Below are 16,955 nucleotides of genomic sequence, written 5' to 3'. Positions count from 1 at the left end.
ATTATGCAGCATTTAAAAAATATTAAGTCCGGAAATCCAAAAACAAAAGAACAATATCAGCTAACAAAGAATTTTGATGTTATCTGGTTATGGTCCGAAGACGGGAAAAACTGGTACGAGGAATTAAAGAACTTTCAGGAAGACACAATAAAAATTCTTTATGACGAGAATAATATTATTGTCGCCATCACCAAAGATGCCTCCACGCTTAACCCTGAAGGCTATAGCGTCGTTGAAGTTCCTGATATAACAGCCAATCGTCGTGCCGATGATTCAGGGAAGTGGATGTTTAAGGACGGAACTGTGTTTAAGCGGATTTATACAGCAGACGAACAGCAACAACAGGCCGAATCACAAAAGGTCGCGTTGCTTTCTGAAGCTGAAAGCGTTATTCAGCCACTGGAACGCGCTGTCAGGCTGAATATGGCGACGGATGAGGAACGCACACGACTGGAGTCATGGGAACGCTACAGCGTTCTGGTCAGCCGTGTGGATACAGCAAATCCCGAATGGCCACAAAAGCCTGAGTAAAAATTAAGGCCCGATAGCGGGCCTTGTTTCATTCTGGTTGTTCTGGAAACGTTACTGGCAGGCTGGAGGTGTCTGTGGATTCGACCTTCTGCGCATAGAGCATCCACTCGGTTAATTTTTGTTTATTCTCGTTGGAAATGATACCCAGCCGTAGCTGTGAGTCCCATAGCTGGGTTTTATCCCTGACAAGTTGCAATAGGCTTTGCTTTTCATTCTCTGCCTGCTGCCTCTGTTCCTCCTCGGTATAAGTTCGCTTTATCACTACGCCATCTTTGAACATCCATTTACCCGAAATATCAGCCCGGCGATTTGCTGTAATATCAGGAACCTCAACGACGCTTGCGCCTTCTGGATTAATTGCTGAAACATCCTTTTCAATACAAATAATAACGTCGTTGTGGTCATAGACCATTTTCAACGTATCAGGCTGAAAGTTCTTTTGTTCCTCATACCAGTTTTTCCCATCCTCTGTATAAAGCCATTTGATGTTAAATTGCTTTGTTAGCTGGTATTGCTCTTTTGTTTTAGGGTTGCCAGCAGTAATATTTTTTAAGTGCATCATAATTAAATACTCCCCGCGTTATACCACGTTCCATTAATGCAATACTGAATTGGCCTTGCCTGAGTTGTATCAATTAATTCATCACGGTTTCCGTTAACTGAACCCGTAACGACATAACCTGACCTGTCAGACCAGCCGGGACCATTCCATGTCTGAACAGATGACAGACCGCCAAGGCGAATACCTGTAATAAACCTTGAGTTACATTCTGCCTGCGTATATGCACCAACATCTCCCGCTGATGGTTTTCGTGTCGTGGTATAGAAATCTGACCAACCTAATTCAAACCCATAACCATCACGAGCTGACCTGTAGGAAATGCCACCATTTTTATAATTCACACGGAATTGTACGGCAGGACAGCTACCAGCATTTATATTAAAGTGAAGAATTAATGCAGATGCACCACCAATCAGGGCGTTATATGCACCACTATCCCAATTCCATCCAACGGATGTATCACCATTAACAGTATTACCTGTTTGTCGGAGTGCAAATGCATTGACATTTTTGGCACTAATTGAAATATCGCTAGAACCATCAAAACCAACTCCAGCAATTTTTCGTGCTGTTTTCAGCTTTGTTGCAGTAGCGGCATTGCCGGACAGTTCCCCAGAAAGGCCACCGCTGAATGTTTGTCGATTAGTCCAGGTATTCGCTGTACTGAGTAACGGTATTTTCTCCCCGCTTGTGCCGAGTTCTCGTAAACCGAGGTATTCGATAACGGCGGCAACGGTCGATTTCGCAAGAATATCCCGCCCGACTTTTGTCAGAGTTGCCAGGCTGGCGACATCATTCCCCGTAAAATACGGAAACCTGTCTGCCGCAGTAGCAAGCCCGGCCAGCGCCGTCAGGGTGGCATCTTTCGGTTGCTTACCCGCAAGCGCGTTAGTCATGGTGGTCGCAAAATTCGGGTCGTTGCCCAACGCCGCCGCCAGCTCGTTCAGCGTGTTCAGTGCATCAGGTGACGAATCTACAAGGGCGGCAATCGCAGCCATAACGAAAGCCGTGTTTGCGATTTGGGTATTATTCGTTCCCTGTCGCGCAGTTGGTGTTGTTGGCGTTCCGGTCAGCGCAGGACTGTTTAAGGGCGCTTTCTTGTTCGTTTCATCCATTACCGCCTTAACCGCTTTCGATGTCGCGGCCAGTGTTTCAGACGTGCTGTTGGTGGCACTACTGAGCTGGACTATCCCTTTTTGTGCCGTCGTGGCGTCCTGAGCGGTATATTTTGCGTTAGCAAGGTCATACGCGGCCTTTACTGCTTTCGGCGTTGCAGCCTGCGTTTCAGACACGCTGTTAGTGGCGCTACTGAGTTGAACAAAGCCTTTTGCGGTCAGCGAGGCGTCCGGGTGACGTCGTGACTGTTCATGCTCTTTCAGTTTGTCATCCACGTAATCCACTGTGGCCATCACCATGGTGTTATCCACGGTAAGCGCCACGGTGGCTGTGCTGGATACGGTCAGAATGGTGCGAAATGTTTGTGCACGTCCGGACCCTTCGGCAACGGTTGGCTTGTAACTTTCGGCAGTATTGCCCACCGCGATTAAATCGCCGTGCTCATCAAACACACCAATTTCCCGGATCCAGAATCCGCCCGTTTCAGGAGGAATAACCAGCTCCGCAATAATGCGGTTCTGATGTGTTGCGTCCAGGATGACGCGATTAACAGTATGTCGCCACACCTCATGCACCAGACGGGTCTGCTTACTGTCTGGTGTGGGCAACGTGCCGCCACCGTCGCCCACGGCCATATGAGTCAGGCGGACAGGCTTACCATCTGGCGCGGCTGCCTGCGCTAATTTTTTTGCACCCGTATCGGTGATAACGGTTTTAAATTTTCGTGTTGTGGTACTCATGCTTAATCGCCTGGATAAATGGTAATAACTTCACCGTCATAAGTTGCCGCCGCTGCGAAAATATCCCCTGGAATTTCCTGAATGATATTCAGCCCTGTCATGTGGCGGCTGACCGGGCGGGCATCAGCAATCAACCGCTCCATTTCCAGATACATTTCCTCCGTCACGCCACTGTCCAGTGTGCCGACTTCAACGGTAAATGTTCCCGGTTCTCCGCCGAACTCCCACCACTCAGACACGCGAATGAGGTATCCCAGCGGTTCAATGGCCCTGCGCAGTGCGCTGATGGTCCCTTTGTGTCGGTGTATCAGCCATGCATCACGAATAACCTGTCGCTTTGTCTCTTCCGGCCAGTTGCGATCCCAGCGGTCAACGGAAAATGCCCAGGCGAGATAAGGCAGCAGATGCACCGGGCAGGTATCCGGCGACCACAGTGTGTTGAGGTCTACCGGAATGTCTGTAATGCGTGTTCCGATGGCTTCGGCACAACGCATGAAATTGCTGGCTGATGGTGGTAACAACGAATTACTCATTGCGCCCACCTTCGCTGATGGTGAATGACTCACAGCGCGCCGCCTGTATGTCGCTGATGGCCATATTCTGTGTGGGTTCGATTATCTCCACGCGTTGCACACCGTGCACATGCAGTGCGGCAGCAATGGCGGACAACGCCACGTCCTGACCGATAAGCCCCTGCTCAGCCAGCCACTTCCTGAACGACGATTCAGCCGCAGCCAGAATAGGTTCGGATTCCGGGCCGGGATAAAAGTACAGTTTTGCATTCAGCCGCCATGTCACGATTCTGGCACTCTGTACGGTCAGGCGGTCGGCCACCGGGCGGGCATCCTCTGCATTCAGAACGGCGCTAACGGTATTAAGCAACGCCTCCGTTGCTGTGCCGTCGCCTTCAGTGGACAGGATGGAAACCGTCACATTTGCCGGAGACGGACTGATAGCCCGCGCATCACGCACCAGACCGCTGGCGCTGCGGGCAAAATACTCGTATGCACCTGACGGGCCAGCAACACTCAGGCCGTCGTACGCCCGCTGCGCCCGCAGTCTCAGCGAGGTGTCGCTCTCCATCACCGCGTCGGTGGTATCCGTTGCCGGAGTGATAACCAGGCGCTTTGTGTTCATATTGCCCGCGAGGTTGTCCAGGTCTGTCCCGGCGCTGTGGCTTAACATGCAGGCGCGTGCACCCTCATTGACCCGCTGGCGTAACAGCATTTCACGAAACGCTGTTGTCTGGGCGATAACGTTCAGTGGTTCCGATTCCAGCTCCAGCGCGGCGGAGACGGCTTCACGCTGTTCGGCGGGATAAGCCGCAATCATCATGGCCTTTGTGTCAGCCAGAATTGCCTCAAAGTCAGGCTCCGCGATGATGGCGGGTTCCGGTAACTGGGAAAGGTCAACGGCAGGCATGATTTACTCCCTCAGCGTGATGGTTAATTCAACATTCTGCATGGTCTGCATGACAGTGCCCGACAGAGTCACCCCGGCGCGGCCTCCTGCCTTCCAGACAACGTCGATGGCATCCAGGGCAATGCGGGGTTCCCATCGTGTCAGCGCAATCACGGCAGCACTCATGCATTGCAGACGCGTGGTGTTATTCATGGGTTCGTCAATCAAATCAGGCACAAGGCTGCCATATTCCCGTCGCATAACCCGGCTTGCCAGCGGGGTGGTCAGGATGTCCCTGACTGACTGTTTCAGGTGCTCCATATCGTTCAGGTTTCCCGTCCCGTCCGGATTCATTCCTGTGTAGCGGGTTGTCACTGCGGGCCTCCTGTCGAATCGCTGCCGCCTTTCACGCCACCGTGTTTATGCGTATGCACGGTAATGCCGTTTGAGGTGAAATTGCCGCCGCTGTGCGTGATATTGCCGCTCATCTTTCCTCCTTTTGTGACGTCAAGCGTCGCCGTTCTCAGAAGGTTTGTGCATTCCACGACGGGCGTATCCAGTTTCACGCTGACGGATGCCTGCAAAGTGGCCGTTTTCATGCCGCTGGCGCTCAGTGCGCCTGCGTCCGCGTCGTAGCGGAACACCGCGCCATCCGGCGCGCTGACCACGATTTCTTTCAGGCTTTTGCCGGGGGCCGGAATGGTATCACTCCACAGACTGCCGATTATCATGGCGGTTTCCGGGTTGCCGCCGATGCAGGCAATTGCCACCTGTTCGCCTGGTGATGGCGGCAGCCACACATTGAAGGCTCCCGCGCGCGTGGTGTTCCAGCGCAACCAGCCTGTTTCCAGTTCGCCGCTGCGAACGCGCACGCACCAGGATTCCTCATCAACTTCAGAGATGATCCCGGTGCGGATGATGTTGCTCAGCAGTCGCATGAGTTCTGCGCTCACCGTACAGCCTCCGCAATCCGGCCCAGCACCGTGTTATAAATCAGGCGCTCATCTGCCTGGCTGATACCCAACAGCTCACGTACCGGGTAATCGGTGAAAATGCCCGGCGCAACCTGATCGCGCTCACCGAACTGATGAACGCGTGCAATACGTGCGGCCACGCCGCTGTAACCCACCGTCACACCGGAAGTATCCGCACGGGCTTTCAGGTAGCGGGCGGTGCGCAGTTTTACGAACATGGGGACGCGCTTTGTGCTGTCCTGGTTGATGCGCCGGGTGCGTATTTCCAGAAAACGGTCGATGTCATCCCGGTAAAACGTGCGGATATTGTTTTTATCCTCATCCCACCCGGTAATGGTTCGCCCGTATTTCCCCGTGTCGTGATGCCAGTTTTTCAGCGTGCGTGCTTCGTTATTCCAGATAAAGCGAATGCGTTCCTGTATCCGGGTTACGCGGCGTCTGCGTGGTGTCCACGCGGTCCCGTCCGGCGCTTTCTGTGACCGGATACGCGCCTGCTGGGCGCGGCGTAAATCCTGTGCCAGCTTTCTGGCGATGTTATTAATGGCCTGCTGATTCAGGCTGTCGCGGATGGCCTCAAAGGTTTCATCCACACGGGTGAATGCCTTATCCATCGCTTTCACCCCACGTCACATCCTGGAATACATGCGACCAGTCGCCTTCGGAAGAGGGCAGGCGGGGTTTTGGCTCCGGCAGGTGTTCTGCCTGCGGTGTGCCCTGACTGCTGCGCGTGATGCGAACGCGTTCCCGCAGGGGGAGCGTAAACAGGAGATCGGCGCTGTCATCGTCATTGATAACGGCGGAGAATTTGATGTCCTGATTACGCTCAGGGTTGAGCAACAACTGTGGCTGATTTTCGGATAACCACGCCAGCAGCGGCAGCGTGAGGTCATCCAGCTCCCCGGCGTAATCCATGACAAACATCACCATCTGATAGCGGTAAACAAACGATGGGGTTTCTCCTGTCGTTTCAATGTTGCCGCTCTCCACGAAAATGGTGAATTTTTCCGGGTTGGCCTGACACCATCGGCATGAACGGGTCATGGCTTCACGCAGGGAATCAGTTTTCAGCATGGTTGTTATCCTCGTTGTTCAGTCGTTGCAGCCTGCGCTGTTCCAGTAATTCAATGGCCCGTTTATCCGCGTTACAGGTTTCCAGTGCATCCAGAAGGCGGTCGCCCCATATACCGAGATTTCCCCATGTGGGAGTATCAGGGAAGGGGGGAGGCGTTACCGGTATGGTCAGCGTCTGTGGTATAAGCCGGACTGACGGCGCTGGCAGTGGCGCGTTCTGCGTGCCTGCGCAACCTGTCAGTAAAACGAGCGTCAGGCAAAGCGTGGGCGCATTCATCTTTTGCAATATCGTTACGTAGCTGTTCACGTCTGGCCTCTCCGTCCTGATTGCGTTGCTGATTTTCCGTGCGGAGTTGTGCCAGCACCTGCTGCATATCCTGTACCCCGGCGCTGATGATATTCAGGGTGTCGACGGTACTTTTCAGGGTGCTGGCCTGCGCTTCGTTTCTGGCGTTCTCCCGGCCCAGCGACCACGACAGACGCACGGATGCTCCCCATACGGCAATCAGAAGAAAAGCGACGCCCGGAGAAGTCCATAACCTCATACCGCCACGCGTTCCTTTATCCAGCCGTAGACAAACGACTCGTTGGCTTCGCGTTTTTCTGCCAGCTCCAGATAGCGTTCACCCTGTGTACAGTTCAGTGCAGCTAACATCACCATCTCGCCGTCCCGACCGCGTTTTTCCAGATATGCACGCAATGCGTTAATCGTGCGTGGGCCAGTGCGTCCGTCCGTGTCCATATCGGGATACAGTTTCCCGCCCTGATTGAATGCGTTCAGCCAGCGCTGAAGCATTCTGGTTGCCACAGACGGTCCCATATTTACTCCGGTGTCACACAGTTCTGCGGCAATATCCGGGGACAGCTTCGCTATCTGATCAAAACGCGGTCCGTACCAGTAATCAGCTTCAAGGATTTCCAGTGCCTGTCCGCGCGTTAAATCACGCATATCGCCACGGTATCCGTGCGCCCGTGCCACCTTTTCAGTGATGCCCCATTTTGTCGGACCGCCTCTGTCATCCGGGTGATTGACGTAGCCGCCTTCTTTGCCAAGAACGGCATCAAAAATTTCGTCTTTCGATTTCATTTCGTCACCTCTGTGAATGATTTTTATGGTGATTACCGGCTTTAAGCCTGCGACTTATTCATCTCCCTTTTGGGTTATGCGGTTAAAGGCGGCAATGATCTTGTCGCGTGCTTTTTCTGCGCCCATAAAACCGATAGATGCGCCGAAAAACGTCACGGCATCTTCAGGAACTCCGAAGAAGCGCAACGACCCGGCCACGGCCATGGCAAGAACGCCGCACGCCAGCGATCCCGTTACGGTCTGAACCAGCGTTCGTCCGTCATAAAGACTCATCAGCGCGGAAATGCTGACCGCCGCGCCTGCTGCATACACCGCTGGCAGGTGGTCAAAGAGCCACGCAATAACCTGCTCTGTGATCCCTGTTTGAATGGTGCTCACTACTACTCTCCCCACAACTGAATCATTTCTCGTTTCTTCTTCTCCGGCTCCGGCATCTCCACGTCCTGCCCGGCGTCCAGAAATACCTGCTGACAGAGTCCGGGGTTGGCATCCAGCACCTTTTCGGTGACGCCCTGCGTCGTGCCGTAGTACCGGAAACAGAGCGAATCCACGGTGTCGCCTTCCAGTGCCTTCACTTTCATCAGCACAACTCCGCAAAGATTCGCGGGCGGCACAGAATGTCAGAGATGGCCCAGCTCACATCGCGCCACAAATCCGATGTCTGTATATCCAGTGCGTCCGCCCGGCGGTCGCCCTTGTCCGTTGTGTCCGCATCGCGGTAACGCTCCAGAATCAGGGCGCGTGTGGCGGTATAAACAGCATTGCGCCAGTGCCAGAGATTGACGCTTTCTCCGTTAATTACGGGTGCCGGAACATCGGCCAGCGTCTGATGGCCAGCCGCCTGCTGTTCCTGCTGCCATGCTTCCAGCTCGCGGGTAACGTGTGCCACAGCCCCGGTGGCGGTATGCAGCAGGCGGGAGGTGGTCACACGTCCCGGCAGTCGTACCGCCAGACGCAGCTCACGCAGCACAATATCCGGCCAGAATGCACCCGCTGAAATACGGGTATCACCATCATCGGTATCGGTGATGTCGTCCTCTGCGGGTCTGGGGTTGGTTCTGGCAACCATACTCATGGGGTTCACTCCTGAAAAAAATCGGGCGGTGGGTGCGCGGTGTAAACGGTCACGGAGTCAGACCGGAACACCGCGTACGCCGCCCGCTGACGGGGTCAGTCGTTAACCGCGCTTCGCCTTCTGCGTCGCGGTGGTTTTTCGTGTTGCAGGCTTCCGCGTTGTCTTTTTACTTTTGCTGCTTTCGTCCTGCGCCTGCTGTGCGCTGGCGTCTTCTGGTGCGGCTGCGGAATCGGCTTTTTTCAGGGCGCGGGAAAGGGTTGCAATCTCGCGTTTCACACCTGCGTTCGGGTTCAGGTGCATCGCTTCGCGCAGCAGCTTCAGTGATAAGGCCATGTTGTCTGCATCGGTCAGACCACGACGGGCAAAGGCGCACGCCTTGCATAATTTGGCGCGTACTTCGTCCGGCATATCCTGGTCTGTGACAATCTCCCGGAGGATGTCCAGTGGTTCGATAAAGGCGGACAAATCCGCGTCGGCATCCGTCCCGGCCTGCGTCAGCACCGGGTTGCAGATTTCTTCGGTCAGCACTGTGGCAGCAGTACGGCCAAAGTTATCCGGCATGATGAGGTTGTGACGGACCACATACGCACCAATACGCAACGCCAGCGGAAGATCGCCGCAGTCAATCGCCCACACCATCAGCGTGGCAATCACTTCATCCTGCTGCCCGCCGTCAGCCTCCAGCGTTCCCTCAATCCAGCCGGAAAAATCCGGCAACAACTCTTTTTTGATGGCGGCTTTCGCGCTTCTGGCCTGTACGCCCTTAAGCCGGGCCTGTGCCAGACGCAGACGATACAGCACCTCTTCATGCGCGGTACGCGCGGCGTGGTCCACGCCTTCATTCGCCCGGCCTGCGCGCTGTGCCATCACGTTCTGCCAGTGTTGCTGTGCAGGAGTAATCATTTGTTCTCTCCGTTACTGGCGGGCATGATGCCCGCCGTGAGTTGATTAGCTGTCGGCGAACTTCAGGCCAGTGACCATCGCGCACTTGCCATAGTCTTCAACGACATAAGCGTCATTGATGGACTGGTAGGTGGCGATGCGGTTGTATTCCGGCTCGTCTTTCATCAGGCGACGCATTGAACCTTTCTGCCAGTAAATCGACAGGTTGTTGAACGAGGTGATCAGCATCGTTGCATCCGGGAAGAACGGCGCAAGGAACACGCCCAGCCCGCCAATGGTGCGCGATGACAGGATGAGCTGCCCGGCAAGTAATTCCGCATTGGGATTCTGGCCGCTGATGCTGTTCAGCACGGGCAGACGCAGCGAGTTAAACAGGTTGCGCCCCATAATCACCACAAGGTCGTCAGCTTCCTTGTGCCATTCATCCAGCAGGGATGAACGCGCGTCCTGTACCAGTGCATCAGCGTTCGCATACTTACCCGCGTGCGCCACGGTGTTGTCCATGTTGCGGGAGGTCAGCGTCACGTCATTCATAACGCGTTCGCTGGCGTCGGTTCTGATGTGCTCCAGCCATCCCACGTTAACGTCCTGAAGCAGCTTGTTGGTGCTGAAGTTGGACTCATCCGCGTGAGACGTGCCGTTGAAACCGATCATGATGCGGTCAAGCGCCACCTGTCGGGCAATCTGTGCGCTGATGCGGGACTGAAAATCAGGATGTGCCGCCCAGGCATCAAGCTGCGGATATGAAATAAACGTGTCGTAGTTCACCTGTTCGCACTGGTATTTGCGGTTTTTCAGATCAACCACGTTATTCGGGTTACGGCGTTTTGTGCCGTCATAACTGGTATTCGTGCGTGCAATTGGCCCGGTGGTGTCCAGGAGGATTTTTTCGCCTTTCTGGTCGGTCACGCCGATCACGTTAATTCTTTTCGTAAATTCGGTGCTTTCCTTTGAGGCGTTTTCAAAACGCTGCTGCACCGAGGGTTCCACGGTAAATCGCGATACCAGTGCGGAAACCGGAATATTATTAAGCGACGCCTGCTGCGCCATATAGCAACCCAGCTTGTTGCGGGTAATATCTGACATCACCAGATTCATAAAAAATTTGCTCCTTTGTCTTATCAGAAGTCAGCCAGCTGGTCGGAGGCTGCACCTGTTGTGGTGAACCGGTTCTGCGGATCGCCGTCCTGCGTGCGCAGTTTTTCCTTCAGTGCTGCCAGCTCTGTGGTCAGTGACGTAATTTTCTGGCTGTCCTGCTGATGGCGGGTTTCCAGCACATTAAAACGGTCGATAATGTCGGCCTGTGACGTTGCGACGCCTTCCACCGCTTCCTGAATACGGGAAAAACTGGCGTCATCCGCTTTGCGGCCACGGCCAATAATCCCCATTACGCGGTTAAACCACTGGGTGCCTTCTTCCTGGCGTTGTTCTGCCATTTCGATGATTTCAGACTCGATGGCTTCGGAAATGAGCGGTGCTTCACCCTGGACACTGTTGAACGTCATCACCGCCTGACGTTGCTGTGCCGTGAATTTCAGGCGCTCAGTGCCCAGGCTTGCCGGGGTGTCGGTCATCGCCAGCCCGACCAGATAGGCGCGCCCGTTAACGGAGAACTGCGGGTGCAGTTCGATACTGGAATAGATTTTCTTGCCGTCCGCGACAAGCTGCTTCATGCGCTCGGTCGGTTCGATTTCTGCATACAGCGCAGTACGTCCGGCCAGCGGACCTTCCGTAATGTCTTCCGTACTCAGTGCGGTGACATCGCCCATTGCGGAAAATTCGCTTGACGGGCATGGCGAGAGATAGTGCTCAACGTTCACGCGGGCAGCGTAAACATCCGGGTTGAAGTTCTCGGCGGCTTCACGCAGATGTACCGGGCTGATTTCGCGGCCATCAACAGTTGATCCGGAGACAGCCACGCGAAACTTTTTGCGGGATGTCTTTTTTTCATTAGCCATAGTTTTTGCCCCTCTGACTGGTTCTTCAGTCATGATGGCAAAGCGTAACAGGCTGATACAAAGGGCTTTTGTTGTAAGAAAACGGCCAGAACAGGGGGTTAAGGAGAACGGTTTCGCGCGCGGGTAATCTTCCTGTAATTACTCAGGGGGAGCAATGATTCAGGACGCTTTTGTGCGCCAGCGTGCGCGGCAACTTTACTGGCAGGGTTATCCGCCCGCAGAAATATCACGTCTGATGGGAATAAACCCGAACACGATTTATGCGTGGAAAAAACGCGACCAGTGGGATGAAACGCCACCCGTGCAGCGTGTCACGCAGTCCATCGATGCGCGCCTCATCCAGCTTACTGAAAAACAGAATAAAACAGGCGGTGACTTTAAGGAAATAGACCTGCTGACCCGGCAGCTTAAAAAGCTGCATGATGGCCAGCCGGATGTGATGGCCGCAGGAAAGAAAGGCCGGGCGAAAAAACTCAAAAATCATTTCACGCCGGAACAGATTGCCGCACTGCGGGAAAAAATCATCAGCAGGCTGGAGTGGCATCAGCGGGGCTGGTTTGACTCCCTGACACTTTGCAGGGAAGCCGGGATACGTAACAGGATGATCCTGAAATCCCGACAGATTGGGGCGACCTGGTATTTTGCACAGGAAGCTCTGCTGATGGCGCTGCGTGACGATGTGGCGCAACCTTACCAGCGTAACCAGATTTTTTTGTCTGCGTCGCGTCGTCAGGCGTTCCAGTTTAAAAGCATTATTCAGAAGGCCGCGGCTGAAGTTGATGTGGAGCTGAAAGGGGGCGATAAAATCATCCTCTCCAACGGCGCAGAGCTGCATTTTCTCGGCACTTCTGCTGCGTCGGCACAGTCCTATACGGGCAATTTTTATTTTGATGAATTTTTCTGGGTCAGTCGCTTTGCTGAACTGCGCAAGGTGGCTGGCGCTATGGCAACCCTCAGCGGACTGCGGCGCACCTACTTCTCCACGCCATCCACCGAAACGCACGAGGCATACGCCTACTGGAACGGCGACCGCTGGAACGAGAAAAAGGCCTCGCATAAACGCCAGCGTTTTTCTGTGGACTGGAAAACGCTGCATAACGGGCTTATCTGCCCTGACCGGACGTGGCGGCAAATTGTCACGCTGGAAGATGTGGTTAATCACGGCTGGAAACACACCGATATCGACGAAATTCGTGATGAAAACACCGAAGACGAGTTCCTCAATCTCTATATGTGTGAGTTTGTCCGCGAAGGGGAATCGGCATTTAACCTGAATATCCTGATTGGCTGCGGTGTTGACGGATACGACGACTGGAAAGACTGGAAACCTTTTGCTCCCCGCCCGATGGGGAATCGTCCGGTATGGATTGGGTATGACGCAAACGGCAGCAGTGGCAACGGCGACAGCGGCGCTGTGTCCGTGGTGGTTCCTCCGTCTGTTCCTGGTGGCCGTTTTCGAACGGTGGAGACGCGACGCGTTCAGGGGCTGGAGTTTGAAGAACAGGCCAGAGTCATTGAAGAGTTCACGTGTCGCTACAACGTGGAACACATCGGCATTGATGTGACGGGCGGGAACGGGGAGGCTGTTTATCAGATAGTGAAACGGTTTTTCCCTGCCGCTATTCCGTACACCTTCACGCTGTCATCAAAACGGTCGCTGGTACTGAAAATGCTGCAAATAATGCGTGCCGGGCGGTGGGAATACGATCGCGCCGAACGCGAGCTGGTCGCGGCCTTTAACGCCGTGCGTAAGGTGAAAACACCGGGCGGCTTTATCACTTACGAAACGGACCGCGCGAGGGGGATCAGCCACGGCGACCTTGCGTGGGCAACCATGCTTGCTGTCATTAACGAACCAATTGGCGGCGAAGGAGAAAACGAGCGTTTCACGGTTATGGAGTTCTGATGAGCAGAAAAAATAAAAAAGTGCGCATGAGTTCACGCATTGATCTCGCTGATGCGCTCAGGAAAGAATCGTCTCTCAGTGCATTCACATTTGATGGTCCTTATCGCCTGACCGGGCATGATTTGCTGGACAATATGTACTGTGCTGATAACGGGCGGTGGTATGAAACCCCGGTGGACTGGTACGGTCTGGCAAGAGCCGCCCGGCAAACGTCCTGGCATCAGTCTGCGCTTTACTTTAAGCGCAATGTATTGCTCGGTTGCTATATTCCGCACCCGCTGCTTTCCCGGCAGGATTTCTCGGCGCTGGCGCTGGACTGGTTTGTGTTCGGTAACGCATTCCTTGAGCTTCGGAGCAATATGCTCGGCGAACCGCTTAAATTACGGCACGCCCTGGCGAAATACATGCGACGCGGAAGTGATCTTGAATCATGGTGGTATGTGCAGGATGGCAAGGATGCGTTTCAGTTTCGCCCTGGCAAAGTGTGCCACCTGATGAATCCGGATATTAACCAGGAAATCTACGGCATGCCGGAATATCTCGGCGCATTACTCTCGGCCAGCCTGTCTCATTCGGCGGACATGTTCAGAAAACTGTACTACGACAATGGATCCCACGCCGGGTGCATTATCTACATCGGTGCAGCGCAGGTAAACCGCGAAAGCATGGACTCCCTGAAAGAAACGTTACAGGGTGCACGTGGTGGTGGTGCGTTTAAAAATGTGCTCATTCATGCGCCCAACGGGGGCAAAGAGGGGGTGCAAATTTTGCCGTTCCAGCAGATCACCGCAAAGGATGAGTTCATGAATGTTAAGGCGGCATCCCGTGATGATGTGCTGGCTGCGCACCGCGTTCCGCCGCAACTGATGGGGGCGATGCCGGGTGAAAAAAGTGCGTTTGGTGATGTGGAGAAGGCCGCGCGGGTTTACGCAATTAACGAGCTGATGCCCGTCATGGAGGCCATGAAGCACATCAATGACTGGCTTGGCGAAGAGGTGATCCGCTTTAACCCTTACGCACTGTTAGACACCCAGCCCACATCCTGACGCGCTTCGCTTGTCTGCTGCTTCGCCGGGGCATAAAAAATTTATGCCCCGACTCTCCAGCTCCTGTATCAATCAGATAATTTCACGACGCCTTCCAGTATATCGCCACCATCGACGGTCAGACTCTTACGCAATCCCACCGCGTTGACTGTATTTTCTCGCCGCCTCAGTGCGATTTTGACGGCCTTACCTTTCACCCCATCAAATCAAAAGCCCTCACGTCTTTTTCACGCTCAGCGTGAGAAATATGGACATTCTGTTGTGTCGCTGCGACATCGCTCAGGGAATGCTATTTACCTCCTGAAACGCGGGCTGTTCCCCCGTCACCTGCGCGCAGAAAAAACGCGTTTTTTTGTGCACGCACGGATCCTTGACGGATCCAGCCGCCACGCGGGCCGGAAGGGCAAAAAGTCGTTCAAAAAAATTGTGCAAATTTGTGCACTATTGTGCAGTCAGAAAATGGCCATATATTTGACATGCGGGTTAGCTTTGCGTTAATTTGGATTGACTAAAAATTTCAGTGAATCGGGCGAAGTGGATCTGTAAACACAAAATCCCGGTTAACTAAGTAACGTTAATCTAAGAACATGTTTGAAGCGGAGGGGTTAATATGAAAAAAGTGTTTGATGAATTTGATGGTTTCTAAATGCGTTAACCTCTATGAGGCGGAGAGTCTATCTCCGCCTTTTTTATGGGTGAAGGAAAGATGACTCTGGATTCAACAGCGATACAAATCATTAGTAACGTGATAGTCCTGTTTGGCGTCATAGTTGCTATCTGCACGATTATCTATAACATTCGTACAGCCAAAAAAACACAGACTGCTAATTTTTTATTTGAAAGTCGCCAGGACAAAGAATACCTGGAATCGCTACATCTTCTCAGACGCATTCATCGTTCAGGAAAATCGTTTCGTGCTTATGTCTTTCCCTGTGAAGGCGGGGTGATTACGGAAGAAGAGATGACTGAACGTCGCAAATTCCAGTACATTCTTAACTTTTATGAGAGAGTGGCCGTAAGTATCCGTGAAGGGATTTACGATGAAAGGATGATTAAGCGAACATCCTTTACAACGGTCGTTACGACTTATGATATTGCGGAACCCCTGATTAAAGCCATCAGAGAGGATACCCAATCAAAAACGGCTTACCAGGAATTTGAGTGGTTGGTGAAGAGATGGAAAGCCAGGCCACTTGAGAAAGATGTGTAGATCTTCTGATTGGTTGTATTGGAACGGGGTGCATAGTGCTTTGCACCCCGTTCTTTATGTTGTGAGATGGGATATCGGGGCGAATACGTGTTATTCGGGAAATAACGCCCGGATATTTCCGGCCATCTGACAGGTTATCTGTGCGGTTGGTGCTGGTTGTGATACGGGGCGTTCTGTCCTGGTTTGCGTCAGGGATAACGCTTCATCGTCAGCCCATGCAGCCAGTCGGTAAGCCTCTGCCGGATTCATTTTCAGAAGTGCCAGCCCTGCCAGAAAAGCCACGCGTTGGCCACTTTTGCGGGCTTCTGGTGTAAGGCTGTCCAGCCAGGCGCATGCTTCGCCTTCGTTCTTGACGGCGGCGGGCTTCAGATAGAAACTTATCCGTCTGGTTGGTGTCGTCATTGGTTTACTCCTTGTCCATTGCGTACAGCCCATTAACCAGAGCAAACTGTGGCACCCCGTCCGCGATGAAAGTCGCATTAACTCCGCAGGCTTCGCGGATAGCGGGTGCCACAATCTCCGCCCCGCCACCGACAACCATCACCCGCCCGTAACCCGAAAAACCCGCCAGCGCGCGGATCACGCGTTGTTTCAGTGTTTCTTCCTTTTCACGAATAACCGCCATCAGGCTGGCGTAATGCGCGTCATTGTGGATGTGCTGGCGCAACCAGGCTTCATCATGGCGATGTTCGATAATGGTATTGGCGATGTGGTGACTGGTACGCATACCGTTAGTGGCCATCACCGACAGTACGGCATCGGCCATCAGGGAAACGCCTACGTGTGGATCGCAAAACACCTGGCTGATACCTGCCAGTTGTCCCTGAACCTTTGCCACATCCAGCGTGGTTCCGCCCAAATCCACAATCAGCAGGGATTCAAACGGACTCATGTCAGCCAGTGCTTTAAAGCCAGCCGGAATGGATTCAGGCATAACCCGTACATTACGGATAGTGAATGCCTCACCGTTCTGGTACTCCACCGGGCGCATAACGTTCGCTTTTTTGCGGTTGATGTTGGTCATATCCGGCTGGGCGTTTGTGTCGAAATACTCGCTCAGTGGCAGGGTGACAACAACATCCACCTCCTGTGGCGTGATGCCTGATTTGACCAGCGCGTGATGAATGGCAATGACATTCACATCGCTGTACTGGTATTGCGTGTCGGTCGTCTGGACAAAGCGATCGCTGACCGGATCAAAACCATAGCGCACGCCATCAAGCATATAGTTCGCGGGCTGCGTGCCACCGAACGGCGCAGACCATTCCGACTTGAAGCTGTTCGGGCTGATGGCGTTGCGGCGTTCGCCGTTCTCAGTCCATGCCAGCTTGATGTTGGTGGAGCCGTCGTCGATACAAATTTTCATGTCGTTTTT

The 16,955-nt window shown here is 53.6% G+C and carries 23 protein-coding genes; 4 read left to right on the top strand and 19 right to left on the bottom strand.

The window, feature by feature from the left end:
• Positions 1–3 precede the first annotated feature (3 nt).
• Positions 4–531 carry a tail fiber assembly protein gene (locus K7R23_RS08265; RefSeq protein WP_012907679.1) on the top strand — a complete coding sequence of 176 codons (528 nt, stop codon included), beginning with the start codon at positions 4–6 and terminating at the stop codon, positions 529–531.
• 28 nt (positions 532–559) lie between these two features.
• Here K7R23_RS08265 and K7R23_RS08260 read toward each other — a convergent pair whose 3' ends face one another.
• The 17 genes from K7R23_RS08260 to K7R23_RS08185 form a co-directional block, all read right to left on the bottom strand.
• The gene (locus K7R23_RS08260) at positions 560–1,093 is read right to left on the bottom strand and encodes a tail fiber assembly protein (protein WP_000972170.1); all 534 of its coding nucleotides are present in this window, start codon (positions 1,091–1,093) and stop codon (positions 560–562) included.
• A gap of 2 nt (positions 1,094–1,095) precedes the next feature.
• On the bottom strand, positions 1,096–2,949 hold the full coding sequence (locus tag K7R23_RS08255) for a phage tail protein (protein ID WP_012907680.1): 1,854 nt from the start codon (positions 2,947–2,949) through the stop codon (positions 1,096–1,098).
• 2 nt (positions 2,950–2,951) lie between these two features.
• On the bottom strand, positions 2,952–3,482 hold the full coding sequence (locus K7R23_RS08250) for a phage tail protein I (protein ID WP_012907681.1): 531 nt from the start codon (positions 3,480–3,482) through the stop codon (positions 2,952–2,954).
• Positions 3,475–4,371: a baseplate assembly protein gene (locus K7R23_RS08245; RefSeq protein WP_012907682.1), complete on the bottom strand. Its 897-nt coding sequence runs from the start codon at positions 4,369–4,371 to the stop codon at positions 3,475–3,477. Before K7R23_RS08245 ends, K7R23_RS08250 begins: the two co-directional genes overlap by 8 nt.
• Before the next feature lie 3 nt (positions 4,372–4,374).
• Positions 4,375–4,725: a GPW/gp25 family protein gene (locus tag K7R23_RS08240; RefSeq protein ID WP_000213447.1), complete on the bottom strand. Its 351-nt coding sequence runs from the start codon at positions 4,723–4,725 to the stop codon at positions 4,375–4,377.
• Positions 4,722–5,288, bottom strand: a complete 567-nt coding sequence (locus tag K7R23_RS08235) for a phage baseplate assembly protein V (protein WP_174435674.1) — start codon at positions 5,286–5,288, stop codon at positions 4,722–4,724. The genes K7R23_RS08240 and K7R23_RS08235 overlap by 4 nt, the downstream gene beginning before the upstream one ends.
• An 11-nt stretch (positions 5,289–5,299) precedes the next feature.
• Complete coding sequence (locus K7R23_RS08230; protein ID WP_000356347.1) at positions 5,300–5,935, bottom strand: phage virion morphogenesis protein; 636 nt, start codon at positions 5,933–5,935, stop codon at positions 5,300–5,302.
• The gene (locus K7R23_RS08225; RefSeq protein WP_000920594.1) at positions 5,928–6,395 is read right to left on the bottom strand and encodes a phage tail protein; all 468 of its coding nucleotides are present in this window, start codon (positions 6,393–6,395) and stop codon (positions 5,928–5,930) included. The genes K7R23_RS08230 and K7R23_RS08225 overlap by 8 nt, the downstream gene beginning before the upstream one ends.
• Complete coding sequence (gene lysC / locus K7R23_RS25935) at positions 6,382–6,579, bottom strand: Rz1-like lysis system protein LysC (RefSeq protein ID WP_097738121.1); 198 nt, start codon at positions 6,577–6,579, stop codon at positions 6,382–6,384. Before lysC ends, K7R23_RS08225 begins: the two co-directional genes overlap by 14 nt.
• A complete protein-coding gene (locus K7R23_RS08220; protein ID WP_012907684.1) occupies positions 6,533–6,940 on the bottom strand; it encodes a DUF2570 domain-containing protein in 408 nt (135 codons plus the stop codon). Before K7R23_RS08220 ends, lysC begins: the two co-directional genes overlap by 47 nt.
• A complete protein-coding gene (locus K7R23_RS08215; RefSeq protein ID WP_012907685.1) occupies positions 6,937–7,482 on the bottom strand; it encodes a glycoside hydrolase family 108 protein in 546 nt (181 codons plus the stop codon). Before K7R23_RS08215 ends, K7R23_RS08220 begins: the two co-directional genes overlap by 4 nt.
• A gap of 54 nt (positions 7,483–7,536) precedes the next feature.
• Positions 7,537–7,860 (bottom strand): phage holin family protein, encoded by a 324-nt coding sequence (locus K7R23_RS08210; protein ID WP_012907686.1) that lies wholly within the window; start codon positions 7,858–7,860, stop codon positions 7,537–7,539.
• A 2-nt stretch (positions 7,861–7,862) separates the two neighbouring features.
• Positions 7,863–8,063: a tail protein X gene (locus K7R23_RS08205; protein ID WP_000864897.1), complete on the bottom strand. Its 201-nt coding sequence runs from the start codon at positions 8,061–8,063 to the stop codon at positions 7,863–7,865.
• Entirely contained in the window at positions 8,063–8,557 is a 495-nt protein-coding gene (locus K7R23_RS08200; RefSeq protein WP_012907687.1) for a head completion/stabilization protein, read from the bottom strand. The genes K7R23_RS08205 and K7R23_RS08200 overlap by 1 nt, the downstream gene beginning before the upstream one ends.
• A gap of 102 nt (positions 8,558–8,659) precedes the next feature.
• Positions 8,660–9,460 carry a phage terminase small subunit gene (gene gpM, locus K7R23_RS08195; protein WP_000632330.1) on the bottom strand — a complete coding sequence of 267 codons (801 nt, stop codon included), beginning with the start codon at positions 9,458–9,460 and terminating at the stop codon, positions 8,660–8,662.
• A gap of 45 nt (positions 9,461–9,505) precedes the next feature.
• The gene (locus K7R23_RS08190) at positions 9,506–10,558 is read right to left on the bottom strand and encodes a phage major capsid protein, P2 family (protein WP_001055104.1); all 1,053 of its coding nucleotides are present in this window, start codon (positions 10,556–10,558) and stop codon (positions 9,506–9,508) included.
• A 23-nt stretch (positions 10,559–10,581) separates the two neighbouring features.
• A complete protein-coding gene (locus K7R23_RS08185) occupies positions 10,582–11,418 on the bottom strand; it encodes a GPO family capsid scaffolding protein (RefSeq protein ID WP_012907688.1) in 837 nt (278 codons plus the stop codon).
• A gap of 154 nt (positions 11,419–11,572) precedes the next feature.
• On the opposite strand from K7R23_RS08185, the gene K7R23_RS08180 reads away from it, so the two are divergent.
• The 3 genes from K7R23_RS08180 to K7R23_RS08170 all read left to right on the top strand — a co-directional run bounded on the left by K7R23_RS08180 (position 11,573) and on the right by K7R23_RS08170 (position 15,580).
• Positions 11,573–13,324 (top strand): terminase large subunit domain-containing protein, encoded by a 1,752-nt coding sequence (locus K7R23_RS08180; protein WP_000613783.1) that lies wholly within the window; start codon positions 11,573–11,575, stop codon positions 13,322–13,324.
• Complete coding sequence (locus tag K7R23_RS08175; protein WP_000087812.1) at positions 13,324–14,370, top strand: phage portal protein; 1,047 nt, start codon at positions 13,324–13,326, stop codon at positions 14,368–14,370. Before K7R23_RS08180 ends, K7R23_RS08175 begins: the two co-directional genes overlap by 1 nt.
• 691 nt (positions 14,371–15,061) lie before the next feature.
• The gene (locus tag K7R23_RS08170; protein ID WP_012907690.1) at positions 15,062–15,580 is read left to right on the top strand and encodes a DUF4760 domain-containing protein; all 519 of its coding nucleotides are present in this window, start codon (positions 15,062–15,064) and stop codon (positions 15,578–15,580) included.
• 90 nt (positions 15,581–15,670) lie between these two features.
• Here K7R23_RS08170 and K7R23_RS08165 read toward each other — a convergent pair whose 3' ends face one another.
• The gene (locus K7R23_RS08165; RefSeq protein ID WP_012907691.1) at positions 15,671–15,982 is read right to left on the bottom strand and encodes a plasmid partitioning/stability family protein; all 312 of its coding nucleotides are present in this window, start codon (positions 15,980–15,982) and stop codon (positions 15,671–15,673) included.
• A 4-nt stretch (positions 15,983–15,986) separates the two neighbouring features.
• Positions 15,987–16,946 carry a plasmid segregation protein ParM gene (locus K7R23_RS08160; RefSeq protein WP_000686539.1) on the bottom strand — a complete coding sequence of 320 codons (960 nt, stop codon included), beginning with the start codon at positions 16,944–16,946 and terminating at the stop codon, positions 15,987–15,989.
• Positions 16,947–16,955 lie beyond the last annotated feature (9 nt).

The sequence above is a fragment of the Citrobacter rodentium NBRC 105723 = DSM 16636 genome, from assembly GCF_021278985.1.
Lineage (GTDB): Bacteria > Pseudomonadota > Gammaproteobacteria > Enterobacterales > Enterobacteriaceae > Citrobacter_A > Citrobacter_A rodentium.
The sequence above is the reverse complement of the archived record's forward strand: the minus strand, read 5'-3'. Positions and strand labels throughout refer to the sequence as shown.

Coding starts and splice junctions, on each gene's coding strand:
- K7R23_RS08230 (WP_000356347.1), bottom strand. CDS start 5,935: ATGGATAAGGCATTCACCCGTGTGGATGAAACCTTTGAGGCCATCCGC.
- K7R23_RS08250 (WP_012907681.1), bottom strand. CDS start 3,482: ATGAGTAATTCGTTGTTACCACCATCAGCCAGCAATTTCATGCGTTGT.
- K7R23_RS08185 (WP_012907688.1), bottom strand. CDS start 11,418: ATGGCTAATGAAAAAAAGACATCCCGCAAAAAGTTTCGCGTGGCTGTC.
- gpM (WP_000632330.1), bottom strand. CDS start 9,460: ATGATTACTCCTGCACAGCAACACTGGCAGAACGTGATGGCACAGCGC.
- K7R23_RS08215 (WP_012907685.1), bottom strand. CDS start 7,482: ATGAAATCGAAAGACGAAATTTTTGATGCCGTTCTTGGCAAAGAAGGC.
- K7R23_RS08160 (WP_000686539.1), bottom strand. CDS start 16,946: ATGAAAATTTGTATCGACGACGGCTCCACCAACATCAAGCTGGCATGG.
- K7R23_RS08175 (WP_000087812.1), top strand. CDS start 13,324: ATGAGCAGAAAAAATAAAAAAGTGCGCATGAGTTCACGCATTGATCTC.
- K7R23_RS08245 (WP_012907682.1), bottom strand. CDS start 4,371: ATGCCTGCCGTTGACCTTTCCCAGTTACCGGAACCCGCCATCATCGCG.
- K7R23_RS08235 (WP_174435674.1), bottom strand. CDS start 5,288: ATGCGACTGCTGAGCAACATCATCCGCACCGGGATCATCTCTGAAGTT.
- K7R23_RS08165 (WP_012907691.1), bottom strand. CDS start 15,982: ATGACGACACCAACCAGACGGATAAGTTTCTATCTGAAGCCCGCCGCC.
- K7R23_RS08255 (WP_012907680.1), bottom strand. CDS start 2,949: ATGAGTACCACAACACGAAAATTTAAAACCGTTATCACCGATACGGGT.
- K7R23_RS08200 (WP_012907687.1), bottom strand. CDS start 8,557: ATGAGTATGGTTGCCAGAACCAACCCCAGACCCGCAGAGGACGACATC.
- K7R23_RS08205 (WP_000864897.1), bottom strand. CDS start 8,063: ATGAAAGTGAAGGCACTGGAAGGCGACACCGTGGATTCGCTCTGTTTC.
- K7R23_RS08190 (WP_001055104.1), bottom strand. CDS start 10,558: ATGAATCTGGTGATGTCAGATATTACCCGCAACAAGCTGGGTTGCTAT.
- K7R23_RS08220 (WP_012907684.1), bottom strand. CDS start 6,940: ATGAGGTTATGGACTTCTCCGGGCGTCGCTTTTCTTCTGATTGCCGTA.
- K7R23_RS08260 (WP_000972170.1), bottom strand. CDS start 1,093: ATGATGCACTTAAAAAATATTACTGCTGGCAACCCTAAAACAAAAGAG.
- K7R23_RS08225 (WP_000920594.1), bottom strand. CDS start 6,395: ATGCTGAAAACTGATTCCCTGCGTGAAGCCATGACCCGTTCATGCCGA.
- K7R23_RS08180 (WP_000613783.1), top strand. CDS start 11,573: ATGATTCAGGACGCTTTTGTGCGCCAGCGTGCGCGGCAACTTTACTGG.
- K7R23_RS08170 (WP_012907690.1), top strand. CDS start 15,062: ATGGGTGAAGGAAAGATGACTCTGGATTCAACAGCGATACAAATCATT.
- K7R23_RS08265 (WP_012907679.1), top strand. CDS start 4: ATGCAGCATTTAAAAAATATTAAGTCCGGAAATCCAAAAACAAAAGAA.